This is a genomic window from Oryzicola mucosus, assembly GCF_014534685.1.
In the GTDB taxonomy this organism is placed as follows: Bacteria; Pseudomonadota; Alphaproteobacteria; order Rhizobiales; family Rhizobiaceae; genus Oryzicola; species Oryzicola mucosus.
This window is the reverse complement of record NZ_JACVVX010000007.1, coordinates 47,098-63,032: the sequence shown is the minus strand read 5'-3', so window position 1 is coordinate 63,032 and position 15,935 is coordinate 47,098. Positions and strand designations below refer to the sequence as shown.

Annotated in this window: 15 protein-coding genes and 1 pseudogene; 7 read left to right on the top strand and 9 right to left on the bottom strand. The window is 60.8% G+C overall.

Going from position 1 to position 15,935, the window contains the following annotated elements; translation table 11 throughout:
* Window positions 1–421 precede the first annotated feature (421 nt).
* Together ICI42_RS19150 and ICI42_RS23995 are read left to right on the top strand one after the other, a co-directional pair.
* The gene (locus ICI42_RS19150; RefSeq protein ID WP_188166216.1) at window positions 422–733 is read left to right on the top strand and encodes a DUF736 domain-containing protein; all 312 of its coding nucleotides are present in this window, start codon (window positions 422–424) and stop codon (window positions 731–733) included.
* Window positions 734–1,033: 300 nt separating this feature from the next.
* Window positions 1,034–1,162 carry a hypothetical protein gene (locus ICI42_RS23995; RefSeq protein ID WP_269140796.1) on the top strand — a complete coding sequence of 43 codons (129 nt, stop codon included), beginning with the start codon at window positions 1,034–1,036 and terminating at the stop codon, window positions 1,160–1,162.
* 183 nt (window positions 1,163–1,345) lie between these two features.
* Here the strand turns inward: ICI42_RS23995 and ICI42_RS19145 are convergent, their stop codons facing one another.
* The 5 genes from ICI42_RS19145 to traC form a co-directional block, all read right to left on the bottom strand.
* On the bottom strand, window positions 1,346–1,624 hold the full coding sequence (locus ICI42_RS19145; RefSeq protein WP_188166215.1) for an HU family DNA-binding protein: 279 nt from the start codon (window positions 1,622–1,624) through the stop codon (window positions 1,346–1,348).
* 156 nt (window positions 1,625–1,780) lie between these two features.
* Window positions 1,781–2,023 carry a WGR domain-containing protein gene (locus tag ICI42_RS19140; protein ID WP_188166214.1) on the bottom strand — a complete coding sequence of 81 codons (243 nt, stop codon included), beginning with the start codon at window positions 2,021–2,023 and terminating at the stop codon, window positions 1,781–1,783.
* Window positions 2,024–2,347: 324 nt separating this feature from the next.
* Window positions 2,348–4,264: a Ti-type conjugative transfer system protein TraG gene (gene traG / locus ICI42_RS19135; protein WP_188166213.1), complete on the bottom strand. Its 1,917-nt coding sequence runs from the start codon at window positions 4,262–4,264 to the stop codon at window positions 2,348–2,350.
* On the bottom strand, window positions 4,251–4,466 hold the full coding sequence (traD, locus tag ICI42_RS19130; RefSeq protein WP_230980443.1) for a conjugal transfer protein TraD: 216 nt from the start codon (window positions 4,464–4,466) through the stop codon (window positions 4,251–4,253). The genes traG and traD overlap by 14 nt, the downstream gene beginning before the upstream one ends.
* A 4-nt stretch (window positions 4,467–4,470) precedes the next feature.
* Window positions 4,471–4,767, bottom strand: a complete 297-nt coding sequence (traC, locus tag ICI42_RS19125) for a conjugal transfer protein TraC (RefSeq protein ID WP_188166320.1) — start codon at window positions 4,765–4,767, stop codon at window positions 4,471–4,473.
* A 255-nt stretch (window positions 4,768–5,022) separates the two neighbouring features.
* On the opposite strand from traC, the gene traA reads away from it, so the two are divergent.
* Genes traA through ICI42_RS19105 form a run of 4 tightly spaced genes read left to right on the top strand, consistent with a single transcriptional unit; the run spans window position 5,023 to window position 10,708 of the window.
* The gene (traA, locus tag ICI42_RS19120) at window positions 5,023–8,325 is read left to right on the top strand and encodes a Ti-type conjugative transfer relaxase TraA (protein ID WP_188166211.1); all 3,303 of its coding nucleotides are present in this window, start codon (window positions 5,023–5,025) and stop codon (window positions 8,323–8,325) included.
* Window positions 8,322–8,852 carry a conjugative transfer signal peptidase TraF gene (gene traF, locus ICI42_RS19115; RefSeq protein ID WP_188166210.1) on the top strand — a complete coding sequence of 177 codons (531 nt, stop codon included), beginning with the start codon at window positions 8,322–8,324 and terminating at the stop codon, window positions 8,850–8,852. The genes traA and traF overlap by 4 nt, the downstream gene beginning before the upstream one ends.
* A gap of 40 nt (window positions 8,853–8,892) precedes the next feature.
* Complete coding sequence (locus tag ICI42_RS19110; protein WP_269140794.1) at window positions 8,893–10,065, top strand: conjugal transfer protein TraB; 1,173 nt, start codon at window positions 8,893–8,895, stop codon at window positions 10,063–10,065.
* A 16-nt stretch (window positions 10,066–10,081) separates the two neighbouring features.
* On the top strand, window positions 10,082–10,708 hold the full coding sequence (locus ICI42_RS19105) for a TraH family protein (protein WP_188166208.1): 627 nt from the start codon (window positions 10,082–10,084) through the stop codon (window positions 10,706–10,708).
* 329 nt (window positions 10,709–11,037) lie between these two features.
* On the opposite strand, the pseudogene ICI42_RS19100 reads toward ICI42_RS19105, so the two are convergent.
* Window positions 11,038–11,774, bottom strand: a pseudogene (locus tag ICI42_RS19100) (ISNCY family transposase); the annotation flags it as partial.
* A 600-nt stretch (window positions 11,775–12,374) separates the two neighbouring features.
* On the opposite strand from ICI42_RS19100, the gene ICI42_RS19095 reads away from it, so the two are divergent.
* Complete coding sequence (locus ICI42_RS19095; RefSeq protein ID WP_188166207.1) at window positions 12,375–13,379, top strand: LacI family DNA-binding transcriptional regulator; 1,005 nt, start codon at window positions 12,375–12,377, stop codon at window positions 13,377–13,379.
* 28 nt (window positions 13,380–13,407) lie between these two features.
* Here the strand turns inward: ICI42_RS19095 and ICI42_RS19090 are convergent, their stop codons facing one another.
* From ICI42_RS19090 to ICI42_RS19085, 3 genes are read right to left on the bottom strand one after another with little or no spacing between them, the layout of a single operon-like run.
* The gene (locus ICI42_RS19090) at window positions 13,408–14,889 is read right to left on the bottom strand and encodes an AMP-binding protein (RefSeq protein WP_330999204.1); all 1,482 of its coding nucleotides are present in this window, start codon (window positions 14,887–14,889) and stop codon (window positions 13,408–13,410) included.
* 14 nt (window positions 14,890–14,903) lie between these two features.
* Entirely contained in the window at window positions 14,904–15,035 is a 132-nt protein-coding gene (locus tag ICI42_RS24160) for a hypothetical protein (RefSeq protein ID WP_330999205.1), read from the bottom strand.
* A gap of 3 nt (window positions 15,036–15,038) precedes the next feature.
* Complete coding sequence (locus ICI42_RS19085) at window positions 15,039–15,932, bottom strand: SDR family oxidoreductase (RefSeq protein ID WP_188166205.1); 894 nt, start codon at window positions 15,930–15,932, stop codon at window positions 15,039–15,041.
* Between the last annotated feature and the right edge of the window lie 3 nt (window positions 15,933–15,935).

The window sequence follows — 15,935 nt, the reverse complement described above, 5'->3', positions numbered from 1 at the left end:
ATACGACGAGGGGGCGCTTGTGCGGAGTTTCGGCGAGAGCGCGGCTTTGCCGGGGAAAGTTGGTTACGATCCTGTGCCACCACCACACCGCCGGGGGACGCGAGGTATCCGATAGCAGGTCGCCTGATCCCATTCCGAATGTTTCCGCGACGGGCACACCCATCAAGACGTCCTCGATGTGGCTTGTCTGACCGAAGGCCAGGGGCGCTGCGCCGCCCCTTCGATCTTGTCCTGGCAAAGGCCTTCGCGACTTTCTTCCCCTGCGAACTGCGTTCGCATTCCCCGCGGAGCAAGAAAGTCTCTCCCGGCCCCCTTCCACTTCGTTCCAGCCCCTTCGGGGTGCAGGTCGATCGCCTCCGGTCCACCCGCCCTTATCGAGGTCGCGATGGGCGCGGCCCGAGAAACACAAGGACTGAAACACATGGCTACCATCGGCACCTTCACCTCCACGGGCAACGGCTTTTCCGGTTCCATCAAGACTCTGAACCTCAACGTCAAGGCCAAGCTGGTCCGCGTCGAAAACCCCTCCGACAAGGGACCGCACTTCCGCATCTTCGCTGGAGCCAGTGTCGAACTCGGCGCAGCCTGGCAGAAGGTCTCCAACGAGGGCCGCGACTACCTCTCGGTCAAGCTGGACGACCCGAGCTTCCCCGCCCCGATCTACGCCACCCTGATCGAGGTTGAAGGCGAGGAAGGCCTGCAGCTGATCTGGTCCCGCCCCAACCGGGACTGAAGTTCCCGCCAGAGGGCCTCGCCGCAAGGCGGGGCCTTCTTCCTGCACAGGAGCGGAAACCGGAAACAGGCATCGAGCCTGTTGCCGGCTTTTTGGCGTCAACCGGTGGAACGGGGGTCTGCTCCGATCGTCCAGGCTGCCACGCCGGCCCGAGGCCTCAAGGACGAGCGGTTCCCCCAAAATGCTGGCGCATTCCGGCTCCCCCACTCGCCGCCGCTGGCGGTCGCTACGCGATCCCTGACCCCTCCGGTCCGCCATGACAGCCGATGTCGTCTTTCACCAGCATCAAGGAGACGACCAATGTCGATCGACAAAAATGTGCGGGTTATTCCGAACTACCTCAACTACCAGATGTGGAAGCTGGGCGAAGATACATCAGCACATCCAGGAATTGAAAGCCGAGAGGCGCAACGCGGTGTATCCCGATGAACGCCGCGAGATCGAGGCGGAACTGGCCAAGGCGATTACGGAGCGAGATCTGTTTCTTGCCGAAGCCCACGGGCCGTTCTTTGCGAGCCTCCCTTCTGGGCAGGCCTTCATCAGCGCCGCATCGATTGAGAGCGGCGCTGATCGATTTTCGGATGCGAGCAAGCACGCCCCGACCGTCCCGGCTCAGCCGTTGAGGGCATCCTTGATCGCCTTCGCCGGCGTGAAGGTCAGCTTCTTCGACGCCGCAATCTTGATCGTCGCGCCGGTCGAAGGATTCCGGCCCTCACGCTCCGGGGTGTCTTTTATCTTGAATTTCCCAAACGCCGGGATGCTGGTTTCGGCGCCTGCCTTGGCGGCATCGGCAATCTGCTGGAACACGCTCTCAACAATCGTCTTGGCCTGAGCTTTCGTCAGGCTCTGCTCGGATGCGATCTTGTCGGCAATCTCATTCGTCGTTGTCATTGAAATACCTTTGCGTTGGAAAGCCCCAACCACCTATGACAACGAAATCCTTCCTTCGGAAGAGGCCGGGACTCTTGTAATCCGGGAGAATCCACCGAAAACGCCGGAATTCATGGATTCGTGGCCGGCTTGTGCATCGGCTCTTGCTGAGCCGGCTCAATCCCGATAGCCGCGTCGCCGCTTGGTTCGTTCCAGCTTCGCCATGGTCGCCCCCGCCTCTTCGGTCTCGTCGAAGGTCTCCATCATCGACTGGCCATTCGTGCCGATCCGGCCCCAGTTGCGGATGACGGACGCGCCGCCGAACAATGTCGGCTGGATGGCGAGCGTATAGAACCGGCGCATATTCTGCGACGGATCTATACGGCGAAGATGAACCGGGGCTATTTCCTCATTCTCCATGGGCTGGAGTCTCGCTTCCTGTGGAAGCGGCGTCCAACGAGTTTCATGAATCGTAACGGCAGGTTCGATTCACGGCGCTGATAGGTGCTCTTCTCTTGTCGAAAGTATCTATTCCGGCTTCCGAAAAGGACGGTTTGGGCGATGCCCTAACGGGCACGGCTCTACTCGCGCCCATAAGGGGGCGCTCACCGAACCCGCGACGCGGTTTCGGCCCATTCGGGTGACGAACCTCTCGCGATGTGGCGCCGCCGGTGCGAACCTCCCCCACGCGCCGCCGCTGGCGCGATCGCTGCGCCCGGCAACAACATCGACCGGCGTGTGAGGTCAGGAATTCGGGTGGAACCTGTTCTTGCCGACCACGGTTTTCATGTCGTTGCGCCGGAACCAGATGGCGCGGCCGCAACGTAGCGGCGCATTGCCGGCCGTGAATACGATCTGCTCGTCGCCGCGCATGCGCAGCACTTCTTCGGGCAGGATCAGCGGGCGAGCGGCCAGCTGCTTCGAGCGCGTGCGCGACGATCCGGACATCTGTGATGACCGGCTAAGCTGGTCGACCTCGACGGTGGTGTTGCCGCAGCGGCGCGAGATGTAGTCGGCCGTCTCCGGATCGTTGATGGCGGCGAAGGACACCCATGACGCGCTCTCGAACCATTTGGACGTCGCGTCCCGGCCGCCATAGGTTTCGCGCATCGGGCCGATCGACTGGAACAGCAGCACCAGGCTGATGCCATATTTGCGGCCGGCATCGCGTGCGGTCTCCAGAATTCTGAGATAGCCGAGCCGAGCGACCTCATCGAGCAGGAACAGGGTCCGTCCCTTGATGTCTCCATTTCGGTTGTAGATGGCGTTGAGCAACGCGCCGATGATCGTGCGCGCCAGACCCGGATGCGCCTCTAGCGTTTTCAAATCGAGATTGACGAAGATGTCTGTCCTTCCGTCGGCGATATCGTCGGTGGCAAAGCTTGATCCCGACACCAGCGCGGCATAGTTCGGATAGGACAACCAATGGGTTTCTTTGACCGCATTGGCATAGACGCCGGAAAAGGTTTCCGGCGTCATGGCGATGAAGGGGGCGACGTTTTCCTTCACGAAATCGCTTTCGGAATTGTCGTAGATATTCTGCAGCCGCTCGCGCAGTTTCGGTTCTGGTTCCGACAGGTTCGCTCGCATCTGACGCAGATGTTGGTCTTCTTTTTCCGTATGCCCTGACAGGCAGACATCGGCGATCAGCGCGGTGATGAGCTGCAACGCGGAAGCGCGGAAGAAGTCGTCGCGGATGGAAGTCGAGCGCCCCGTATCGGTCACTACCCAGTTGGCGACTGCGACGACATCTTCCTCTTTCGTGCCGCCGAAGCGGCCGATCCAGTCGAGTACATTGAAGCCTGTCGCCGGATCCTTGGGATTGAGGACATGGACATCGCGGCCCGCCTTGCGCCGATGGGCGATCACCATCGGCGCGACCTCGTTGGACGGATCGAGCGCGACCAGCCCGCCACCCCATTTGAGTGCGGTCGGGATGGTCACCGACGTCGTCTTGAATCCGCCGGAGCCGGCGAAGACGAGGCCATGGGTCGAGCCGAACGATGCGTCGAAGCAGAGCACGGGGGATTTGCCGCCTGCCCCCCATGTCTCACTGTCGTCTGCGCGGAAACCGCGATCGGCGACGGTGTCCTTGTCCACGCGGTAGGCTTCTCCGATGACGATGCCGGCTGTTTCCGGGAACAGGCGCTTTGCGTCGTTGAGCGTCATCCAGTAGGCCTCGCCATGGATCGCGCGCTTGCCGCTGACGCGGCGTGGCGCCGAGGCGGCGAAGGCCGCATTGCCACGCATCGCGACTCGTGCGGCGAATATGCCGGCGAAGGCAGCAAGGACCGCACCCACTCCGGCTGCCGGATCGGCATAGTTCAGGATACTGCCGCCGGCGGGGATGGCGTCCGAGAAAGCGGTGAGCCGACCGATCTCCCGAACGGTCGCGATCAGAATGACACCGACCGCGCCGATCAGCACGCCGAAACCAGCGCTTCTGATGGCGATCGCGCCCTTCGCAGCGAACAGGCACATGATGCCGGTCGCGGCGGAGATTGCATAAGGCAGGGTGATGCCGATCCGGCCCATTATGAGCTGCGCCTGTTCTGTCGAGCCGAACCTCGCCAGCCAGTGCTCGATGCCGGCGAACAGGAACAGCATCCCCGCCATCAGCACGCCCGGCACTATAAGCAAGGCGATTCTAGTCGGCGTCACTGGCAAACGCCTTTTCCCCGATCTCCAGCAGCCGACGGCGTTCCGCGTCGTCGGCCTTGATCCGGCTGGCGCCGTCGATGAGCAAGCCGAGCAGCAACGCGCGCTTCTCGTAGCGAAGTCCCGCCTTGGCGATCAGGCCGCCGAGCTGGATCTTCTCATGCGTGTCTTTTTTGCGTGCTTCCGTCGATATTTTCTTGGCCATCCGATCAAGCCTCGCCAGTGCCGCCCGCATCCGCGCCAGGCGTGAGTGTTGAGGCCATCTCACTGTCGGCCCTACCGTCGCTGGTATTTTTTCTCCCGGATGCCGCTTCCTTACCTCCACGAAACCGCTCGGCGATCTGTTCGAAAGCCGCCTGAAGCTCGGCCTCATCGATCTCGATCTCACCGAGACCTGCCTTCAGCGCTATCCGACCAATGCGCTCGGCCTCACGGCTCTCGGCGGCTCTCAGCTGCTCCTGCAATCGGGCGATTTCTTCCCTGATCTTCGATGATGGTTTCTTCATTCCGGTCGTATCTCCCTGGAAATCTTGCGGCGTCTGTTCCGTTGCAAGATTTCCCCAAAAGCACTTCCGAAGGAATGTGCAGATCTGCACGTCGGCAAAGCCGACACTTTGGAGGATGATCCCGCCGTTCCGAAGGAGCGGATCCAAGGGCGCAATTATACGTCGCGATGCGACGTGTTGCTTTAAAGCCCTGGCGGGGCCCGGCTTCGCCGCCGCTCTGGACGAACATGGTTCTAACCGGAAGCATTGTTCGCCGTGGCCATCGCCCATTTCTCAGCCAGCATCGTCAGCCGTGGCTCCGGCCGCAGCATCGTGCTGTCCGCGGCCTACCGGCACTGCGCAAAGATGGAATACGAGCGCGAAGCCCGCACCATCGATTACACGCGCAAGCAAGGTCTTCTGCATGAGGAATTTGTCCTGCCGGCCGATGCCCCGAAATGGGTTCGTTCACTAATAGCCGACCGCTCTGTTGCCGGAGCCTCGGAAGCGTTCTGGAACAGCGTCGAGGCTTTCGAAAAACGTTCCGATGCCCAGCTTGCCCGTGACCTTACGATTGCGCTGCCCTTGGAGCTCTCCGCCGAACAGAACGTCGCGCTGGTCCGGGACTTTGTCGAAAAACATGTTCTCGCCAAAGGCATGGTCGCCGACTGGGTTTATCACGACAGTCCCGGCAATCCGCACATCCATTTGATGACCACGTTGCGGCCGCTCACCGGGGATGGGTTCGGGTCGAAGAAGGTTGCTGTCATTGGGGAGGACGGCCAGTCGGTCCGCACGAGATCCGGCAAAATCCTCTACGAACTGTGGGCCGGTTCGACGGACGATTTCAACGTCCTGCGCGATGGATGGTTCGAGCGGCTGAACCATCATCTGGCGCTTGGCGGCATTGATCTCAGGGTCGACGGCCGCTCTTACGAAAGGCAGGGGATCGACCTGGAACCGACCATTCATCTCGGTGTCGGGGCCAAGGCGATCGAGCGGAAAGCGCAGAAACAGGGTGTTCGGCCGGAGCTTGAACGGATCGAGCTGAACGAGCAGCGCCGCTCGGAAAACGCCCGCCGCATCCTTAAAAATCCCGGCATCGTGCTCGATCTGATTACGCGGGAAAAGAGCGTCTTCGATGAACGCGATGTGGCTAAGGTTCTGCATCGCTATGTCGATGACCCGACTGTCTTCCAGCAGTTGATGATCAAGATCATCCTGAACCCGGAAGTTCTGCGTTTGCAGCGCGAAACGATCGATTTTGCCACCGGAGACAAGGTGCCGGCCCGCTATTCGACGCGGGCGATGATCCGGCTGGAAGCGACGATGGCGCGCCAGGCGATGTGGCTGTCGAACAGGGATGCGCATGCGGTTGCCGCGGCGGTGCTCGACGCAACATTCAGTCGTCATGAGCGCCTATCGGAGGAGCAGAAAGCGGCAATCGCGCGGATTGCCGGTCCCGCCCGGATCGCGGCCGTGGTTGGACGCGCCGGCGCCGGCAAAACCACGATGATGAAGGCTGCCCGCGAGGCGTGGGAAGTGGCCGGATATCATGTGGTCGGCGGCGCGCTTGCCGGCAAGGCGGCAGAGGGTCTGGAAAAGGAGGCCGGGATCCAGAGCCGCACGCTCGCGTCATGGGAGCTGCGCTGGAACCGCGGTCGTGACGTCCTCGATGACAAAACCGTCTTCGTCATGGACGAGGCGGGCATGGTGGCGTCGAAGCAAATGGCGGGGTTCGTCGATGCCGTGGTCAGGGCGGGTGCGAAGATCGTTCTGGTCGGCGACCCCGAGCAGCTTCAGCCGATCGAGGCAGGGGCTGCTTTCCGCGCCATTGTCGACCGTATTGGTTACGTTGAACTCGGAACGATCTATCGCCAGCGCGAGGACTGGATGCGCAAGGCATCGCTCGACGTCGCGCGTGGCAATGTCGAGAAGGCGATGAGTGCGTATGGTGCCAATGGCAGGATTACAGGCGAGCGTCTGAAGGCCGAAGCGGTCGAGAAGCTGGTCGCCGACTGGAACCGCGATCACGACCAGTCGAAGACGACATTGATCCTCGCCCATCTGCGCCGCGACGTTCGCATGTTGAACGTCATGGCGCGCGAAAAACTGGTCGAGCGCGGTATTGTCGGCGAGGGTCATGTTTTCAAGACGGCTGACGGCGTGCGCCAGTTCGACGCCGGCGACCAGATCGTCTTCCTGAAAAACGAGAGCTCGCTCGGCGTCAAGAACGGCACGATCGGCCGTGTGGTCGAAGCCGCGCCCAACAGGATCGTTGCTGTCATCGGAGAGGACAACCAGCGCCGACAAATCACGGTCGAACAGAGGTTCTATAACAATCTCGACCACGGCTATGCCACCACGATCCACAAAAGCCAGGGCGCCACCGTCGACCGAGTCAAGGTGCTCGCGTCTCTGTCGCTCGATCGCCATCTGAGCTACGTGGCGCTGACCCGTCATCGTGAGGATCTGCAACTCTACTACGGCACGCGGTCCTTCTCCTACAATGGTGGTCTTGCGGCCGTTCTGTCCCGAAAGAACGCCAAGGAGACGACGCTCGACTATGAGCGCGGCCGGCTCTATCGCGAGACGCTGCGGTTTGCCGAGGCCCGTGGCCTGCATATTGTCCAGGTCGCCCGCACGTTACTGCGCGACCAACTCGACTGGACGTTGCGCCAGAAGACCAAGCTGGCTGATCTCGCTCAGCGACTGGCCGCTTTTGCCGTTCGGCTTGGCCTCAACCAATCCCCGAAAATCCAAACGATGAAGGAGGCCAACCCCATGGTCGCAGGCATCAAGATATTCCCCGGCTCCGTTGCCGACGCCATTGGCGATAAAGTCGGCAACGATCCCGCCCTCAAACAGCAATGGGAGGAAGTGTCGGCGCGTTTCGCTTACGTCTTCGCCGATCCCGAAACCGCATTCCGGGCGATGAACTTCGATGCGGTTCTGGTGAACAAGGAAACGGCGAAACAGGTCTTGCAAAAGCTGGTGGCGGACGCGGCATCGATCGGCCCGCTGAAGGGCAAGATCGGCATTCTCGCCAGCAAGGTTGATCGGGAAGCGCGCCGCATCGCCGAGGTCAACGTTCCGGCGTTGAAGCGCGACCTCGAGCGGTATCTGCGCATGCGTGAGACGGCTACGCAGCGCATGGCGACTGATGAAGAGGCGTTGCGCCAGCGCGTTTCGATCGACATTCCGGCCCTGTCACCGGCGGCATGGGTTGTGCTGGAGCGTGTCCGCGATGCCATCGACCGCAATGACCTGCCGGCGGCGATGGCCTGTGCGCTTAGCAACCGCGAAACCAAGCTCGAAATCGATGGCTTCAACAAGGCTGTCACTGAGCGGTTCGGTGAGCGGGTGCTGTTGAGCAACGCTGCGCGTGAGCCGTCCGGAAAGATCTACGAAAAGCTCTCCGAGGGCATGAAGTCCGAGCAGAAGGAGCAACTGAAACAAGCCTGGCCAGTGATGCGCACGGTCCAGCAACTCGCGGCTCATGAGCGCACCGTGCAATCGTTGAAGCTAGCCGAGGAACCGCGTCTCGCACAGACCCAGAAGCCGGTGCTAAAGCAATGAGGCGGCGAGGGGTTGTTCTGTTTCTGACGGGCATCGCCGTCATCATGTCCGCATTGGCGGCGGCTGCCTTCGCCGGTGGCTATCGGCTGAACCTGACTCCAAGCGAGCCGCTCGGGCTTTGGCGTATCGAAACGCTTCAGCGGCGGGTTGCGATAGGGGATCTGGTGTTTATGTGTCCGCCCGCGACAGCCGCATTCAGGGAGGCGCAACGCCGCGGTTACCTCCGCCGCGGGCTTTGCCCTGGCGGCGTCGCGCCGCTGCTTAAGACGGTCGCAGCACTTCCTGGACAGCGTGTCGAAATCACCGATCACGTTCTCGTCGATGGTCGTCCGGTTCCCGCGTCGCTGGTCCAGGATAGGGACGGCGAGGGCAGAGCGCTCGCACCTGATCCCGGTGGCATCGTGCCGCCCCATCATCTGTTTCTCTATTCATCCTTTGCGAGCTCCTATGACAGCCGATATTTTGGATCGCTTTCGGAAGCGGGTCTTCTTGGCCTGGCGCGGCCGGTGTTCACCTTCGCTCCGTAGTCAACTTCATGTCCAATCGTCCCACCAATGGCGATCCAGCCTGCTCATCGCCATGTCGGGCGTCTGCGGTTGGGTCGGCTGGAGTGGCGAGGTCCTCCTGCTTCCGGTCGCTATGGTCTTCCCATCGCTTTGGGCAACCTCAGGGTCGAGAACGGTCGCAGCGCTGGTATCAGCGGGGTACTTTCTCGCTGCATCCCGAGGCCTGCCGCAAGGTGTCGCCAATTTCTATGCCGCCGATCTTTGGCCTGGCCTGCTGCTCTGGGCGGCTGCCTCGCTTTCCTTCGCTGGCGTGCATGCGGTGTTCTGGGAAGGGCACATGGAGGGGCTGCCTTCGGAAAAAAAAGGTCGACCGGGAATTAGCAGGGCGGCGCGCTATTTGACGGTGGTGACGCTTATGGGACTGCCGCCCTTCGGCATAACCGGCTGGGCGCATCCGCTGACTGCAGCGGGCGTGCTGTTTCCCGGATGGGGCTGGTGGGGCCTCGGCGCGGCCGCCGCCGGCCTCGCAATGATGACATCACGATATTGGCCGATCACCGCCATTGCGCTCGTAGGTCTGTGGTTGTCGTCCGCCGCTACATGGACGCAACCACCACCCCCGGAAGGATGGAAAGGCATTAATTTCGCGCACGGCCAAGACCTTGGGCGCGACGGTTCCCTAAATCATCACCGTGATCTGATCGCAACGGTGCGCGCCGCCGCAGGAGCGGGAACGCGTTTTGTGGTTCTTCCCGAAAGCGCGCTTGGCTTCTGGACGCCGACCGTCGCAAAGCTTTGGCAGCAAAGCCTGCGAGGCTCGGACCTCGTCGTGATCGCAGGTGCGGCAGCCGTTGATGCCGGCGGATATGACAATGTCATGGTGGTGATCTCGCCCGACGGAACCCACGTCCTCTATCGCGAGCGTATGCCGGTTCCAGTATCGATGTGGCAGCCATGGCGGGGGTGGACTGGCCGGGGCGGTGGAGCTCGCGCGCATTTTTTCAACAATCCTGCCGTGGAAATCGGGGGGAATAGGATCGCGCCGTTGGTCTGCTACGAGCAGCTCATCCTGTGGCCCGTCCTGCAGTCGATGCTGCATTCGCCGGACGTCGTCGTCGCGACCGGAAACGGCTGGTGGACCGCAGGTACTTCGATTGTCGCAATCCAGCAAGCTAGCGCCGCTGCGTGGGCAAGGCTTTTCGATGTGCCTCTCGTCAACGCCTTCAACATCTGAGCACAGGAGAACCAGCATGATCGATGCCGCTCTTATCAAGCAATGCGCCGATCCCGGACTGAAGCCGGCGATCGTCGAACAACTTATCGAGCGGGCAGGGGCACCGGATCCGCTCGCAATCACGGTCCGCTCCGGAAACAGAGCCGTGCTGTTTCAGAAGCCTTCCACGCCTGACCTGGCAATGAAACTGATCCGGCAGCACATCGGCCGCAGCGTGGTGCGTGTCGGCATCACGCAATACCCCGCCGGCGTTGGCTTGGGCGATTCCGGCGAGCTGAAGCGGGATATGCTCGACGCCTGCGAGAACATTCGCATGGGCACGGCGCTGTTCGCCAGAATTTATCGTATCGTAGCCAAGTGGTATGGAAGCCCAACCGAGCAGGAGGTTCTACCGCGAGTGTTCGACGAGGCAGTCATTGCTTGGCAGACTGGCTATTTCGAGGGGGTCACAGTTTTTCAGGCCCCAAATCCAGGAAAGGAACAGTTCGCGGTCCCGATACCGGAAATCAAAGAGAACTTAGAAATTGAAAGCGACCGCTTTGAAGAACTTGGCGAGGACGCTAAAGCCCCAACGCCTGATACTGATCCCAATAATGCTGGAATAAGGGTCGATCTTTCTGGGGTGGATTCAGAAAGGCCGTGAAGGGGCTAGCTGCCTGTTGAACAAGTGACGGATTTGGCTTCTATCGTAAGCGGTGTTTTTCTCAAACATTGACCAAGCTCGATTGGGCATTCCGAAAAATGCCGCTACGACATCGATGGCAAGAATGCGCAAACGGCGGTTATATGAACTATTACCGCCGGGGGACGGCCTCGGGTATCATCAAATAAGATCGCACGCATACTAGGGCTGGCACTGAGCTCATGCGTTCGGGCGAACCTGCCCGGGGACCAGCCAAGCCTTTTGCTGACGCTGTGCTAAAGGCGCTTCCCGATTCGCAACCTATCTCATCCGCGATCCGGTCGAGAGACTTTGCTCAAATTTGCACAGAGAATCTCGATGTTTAGCTCGCAAAGCGCGCGCCCGAACTGGGTCATGCTCTGACCGCCTTTGGCATCCTTCTTCGCCACCCGAACACCGAATGCCTGTCGGAATAAAAGGCGACGGGAGCACCATGCGCCTGCAGATAGAGCTTGAGCGCCTCAAAGTAGGTGAAGGCACTTTCCGAGCGCACAAAGCGCAACTGCATCAACCTGCCGGTCGCATCGTCGACAAACACCAGCAGCGAGCAAGACGGTCCGCGATCCTCGAACCAGCGATGCTCCGAGCCGTCGATCTGCACCAGTTCGCCATAGGCTTCTCGTCGCAACCGCGGCTGATGAAACGTCCGCCGCTGCTTGCGCGACAGCCAGAGGCCGGCATCAGCCATCCAGCTGCGCACCGTCTCGCGCGATACACGCAGTCCATCGCGCTCGGCCAGCTTCTCCGTCGCCAATGTCGGCCCGAAATCCGCATAGCGTTCGCGAACCAGAGTCATTGCATAATCGCGAACCCCGTCGCTGATCCGGTTGTTGGACGGCCGGCCAATCGACCTATGACGGATCGAGGCTGCGCCGCCGGTTTGTATCCTGTTCAACAACCGGCGGACTTGCCGTGTGCTGATATCCAGCACATATGCCGCCGAGACTATTGTCATCCGACCGGCAATCACCCTCGACAAAACCTCGATCCGCTGAAGATCGCGTTCGCTCATCGCTATCAGTCCCATCTGCAATCTCGCAGGCATCGTTCAGGCCCGGGGAGTGTGACATTCCAACTTTGCAGAAACAGGACACTTTAACTTTGCGGCTACACGTTCCGCGCGCATAATATGTATTATGGAACTCATGGCCATGGGAGTTTCTCTGAGAAACGCCGTCTCGGATTGATGAGGGCGGATTTATTGAGGTGTTTTGGGAGGCCTCCTGCTAGGACTCAGTAATTAGCGAGCTTTTTTGGAACCTTGGCGGGCTTGGGTCAGTGACCCATGATTATGGTAGCATGCCGGAGGTTGTAGACTGTTGTGGCAAGGATGAGGTAAGCGGGCGTTGGCGAAGAGCGAATGGTATCGCGTACGGCTTTCCCGTAGAGGCGCTTCATTGCGCTGAAGACGGCTTCGACGGAGGCGCAGCGGCGCGCGTTCAGGGCATTTCTGTGTTGCAGCCAGCGCGGCAGAACGGCGATGTGTTTGTGCCTGCGAATGCAGAGGCGAATTGCGTTCGAAGCGCGGCGTGTCTAAACACTCCATGCTCGGCATCCGTTAATTGCAATGGGCGTCGCTTGAAAGGGTTCGTCTTTGTCTCCAAATTTACCGCGCAGGCAGGTCACATTGAAAGACGTTGCTCTTACTGCTGGCGTCCATCCAGCAACTGTCTCGCGCTTCATGAACGCTCGCAACACCGCCTATGTGGGTGCCGAAACAGCAGAACGCATTACGAAGGCCGCAGAGGAGCTGGGCTATAAACGCAATCTGCAAGCCGCCGGTTTGCGTGGCCGGCGCAGCCATACAATCGGCATCCTGGTAACGAGCATCAGTTATCCAGTTTTCCCGCCCCTCATTGAGGTGATTCAAACGGTTGCGAAAGCTGCAGGGTACGTCTGCTACATCCAGTCGCTTAGCGAGGATCAGGGCGGCGTCTTGGAAGCGGTCGACAATTTGCTGGCTCATCAAGTGGACGGCATAATCCTGGCCTCCTCTTACGATTGCACTGAGGCGGTCGCCGCCTGCGCAGCGGCCTGCGTCCCGCTGGTCCTCATCTTTAACCGGGACGGCGGGGATGATGTCTTAAGGGTTCTTGGAGACGACGTGGAAGGGACGCTTGCCATCGTCCAACATCTCGTCGGCCTCGGGCATAGGCGTGTCGCTCACATCAGCGGCCCTGTGGGGCTGGGAAGCAGCCGGGTGCGAAAGGACTCCTTTGCGCAGGCGCTCGTCGGGCTGGGACTCGCACAGCCTCCCGAATATTTCCACAGCGCGCTTAGCCATACGCGAGAGGAAGGCCGGGCCGCCATGGCCGAGCTGATAGCACTGCCCACGCCGCCCACCGCTGTCGCCACGGCATCGGACTTCTTGGCGCTCGGCTGCTACGACGCGCTGCGAGAGGCCGGGCTGTCATGCCCTGACGATTATTCCGTGGTGGGTTTCGAGGACATCGCCATGTGCGACCTGATGACCCCTCCACTGACCACAGTCCACACCGATCTAACGGCGATTGGCCAGAAATCCGCCGAAGTTCTGCTCGACGCCATGTCCGGCAGGACCCAGGCAACGCCCGCTTCGGTGTTCCTGCCCGCGCTGGTGCTCCGCGGATCAACGGCACCGCCGCGGGCGTAAGGAGCCAGCCGGGCTCAGGCGAGAAGGATCACGCCGTCGTACCGGTCAAAATGCGATTTCGCAGGATGTCCCGCTGGACCTTTCCGGTCAGCGTCCTTGGCAGGTCGCTGACGAGTTCCAGCCGTTCAGGATACTTGAACTTCGCAACGCCCAGTTCACTCATAAATTCGGTCAGTTCGGCAAGCGTCAGCGTCGCGCCGTCGCGCACTATTACGGCGGCGCATGCACGTTGGCCAAGCCTCTCGTCCGGCAACCCGACAACCGCAACGCTGGCGATCTTAGGGTGTTTGAAGAGATAGTCCTCGATCTCTGCCGGGCTGATGTTCTCGCCGCCGCGAATGATGATCTCTTTGCGCCGACCGACGATCCGCAGATAGCCGTCCTCGTCCATGATGCCGAGATCGCCGGACTTAATGAAGCCGTCCGCGGCAAAGGCGTGGTCACTGTGCTCAGGGTCGAGATATCCCATGCAGACATTAGGCCCGCGATAATGGATTTCCCCCTCATCACCTGCGGCCACCGGCTTCCCGTCTCCATCCACTAGCCTGTAGTCGATGCCTTCTTGGAACCGTCCGTCCGAACCGGTGACCTTTTCGATGGGATCGTCGGGACGCGTGATCGTAATGTTCTGGCCCTCCGATTGGCCGTAAGCGGTGACGAGTTGGCCGCCGATGCGCTCCTTGACGAGGGTAACGAGGCTTCGGGGGATCGGGGCGCCCGCCGTGCAGAGAAGCCGGAACCGCGAGAGGTCGTGGTTAGACAGGTTCGGTGCGTTAACGAGATCGTTGTAGAAGGTCGTCGCGCCCCACATGATGCTGGCCCCCTCACGGGCTATAACTTCGACGGCGCGCTCCGCATGCCAGCCGTCCATGAGGACGACGGTGCCACCGAAGTAGAGGCCCATCTCGACGCCGAAGACGGCGCCGGTCGAATGGCCAACGGGGCTCGGGGTGAAAATAACATCCTCAACGCTGAGACCGAACAGACGCGTGTGGTTGCGTAGCGGAAAGAGCATCGTATTGTGGGAATGCTGGACCGCCTTCGGCTTGGATTCCGTGCCTGACGTGAACGAGATGATGCGCACCGAGTCCGGATCCCTCACGATTCCCGAGATATGTGTGCCGTGCTGCGTTTCCCAGGGCTGGTCGAGAAAGGTGCGTGTATCTTCGAGAAAAGCCGATGCCTCACCGGCGACCAGTATCTTCTGAAGAGAGGGAACGTTCGCGCTGATCGTGTCGATCATCGCGGTGTGGTCGAAGCCCCGGTAGCCTCCCGGGATGACGAGTACCCTGGCCTTGACCACGTCGAGAAGGTAACTTAGGTCGAGTGCTCGCAACTGTGGGATGAGCGGGAGATAAATTGCGCCCATGCGGACAGCTGCCTGTTGGAAAATCGCAAAATCCAGTATGTTTGGCAGTTGAATGCCGATGACGTCTCCCGGCCTCATCCCGACCGCCCATAGGCCTGCGGCCGCACGGGTGACCAGATGATTGAAGTCGCGATAGCTCAGCCGATTGGAGTGATCTACGAGGGCGAGGCGATCTGGCTGTTGCGCCGCGAAGGCTGCAAGGGTATCCGCAACCGGCTCGGCGCTCCACCATCCTTGCCTTCGATAGCGGTCAGCGGACGCGCGGTGGTGAACGGGAAGTTGATCACTTTTCATCCTCCAACCCCTTGGAATGGCTCGGGAACGCCCAGCGGCCAGTTTGTACCCCAAAGATGCATGCCGCCATTAATCTGAAGCAGTTCGCCGGTAACGAATTTTCCGCTGGGCGCCGTAAGATAGATGACGCCCTCAGCGATGTCCCACGTATCACCCATACGGCGCATCGGATTTCCCTTTCCGAGACGCTCCATGAGCGACGGAGGGTAATTATTCAGCCCTTCAGTCTCGATCGTTCCGGGCGCCAGTGAATTGACTCGAATGCCGAGTGGCGCCCACTCCACCGCTACGGAACGCGACAGGTAGACGACGCCTGCCCGCGCAGCAGCCGTGTGGGCCGATTGGGGAATGCCGCGATCGATAGTAGCCACGATATTGACGATGCTGCCCGGCTCTCCCCGGTCCCGCCAGCGGATGGCAGCCGCCTGCATCATGTACCAGGTACCATTCAGATTGGTATCAACGACGGCGTTCCAACCCTTCTTCGACATGTCGATGGCATTGATTGGAAACTGGCCGCCAGCGCTGTTGATCAGCGCGTGGACTCTGCCGAGGCGCGAGAATGCCTCGTCCATCAGGCGGTCGACTGCGTCGGGATCGCGGATCGACATCGCAAAGGTCACAACGTCGGCGCCGACATGTTCGCTGATCTCGGCGGCAGCGCGGTCGAGCTTATCGCCGTCACGACCGCAGATCATCACCTTGGCGCCGAGGCGGGCCGCCAGGACTGCGGTGGCACGTCCCATGCCGCTGCCGCCACCTGATATCAGTATGGACTGGCCAGACAGCAGCCCATCCGCGAAAACCGTAGGGTGCGCGGCAAGCTGAGAAACCGAAAGGCCCCACTTTTTTGCCTCGATTTTCTCCGTGCGTACTTCTGCGCTTGACATGTC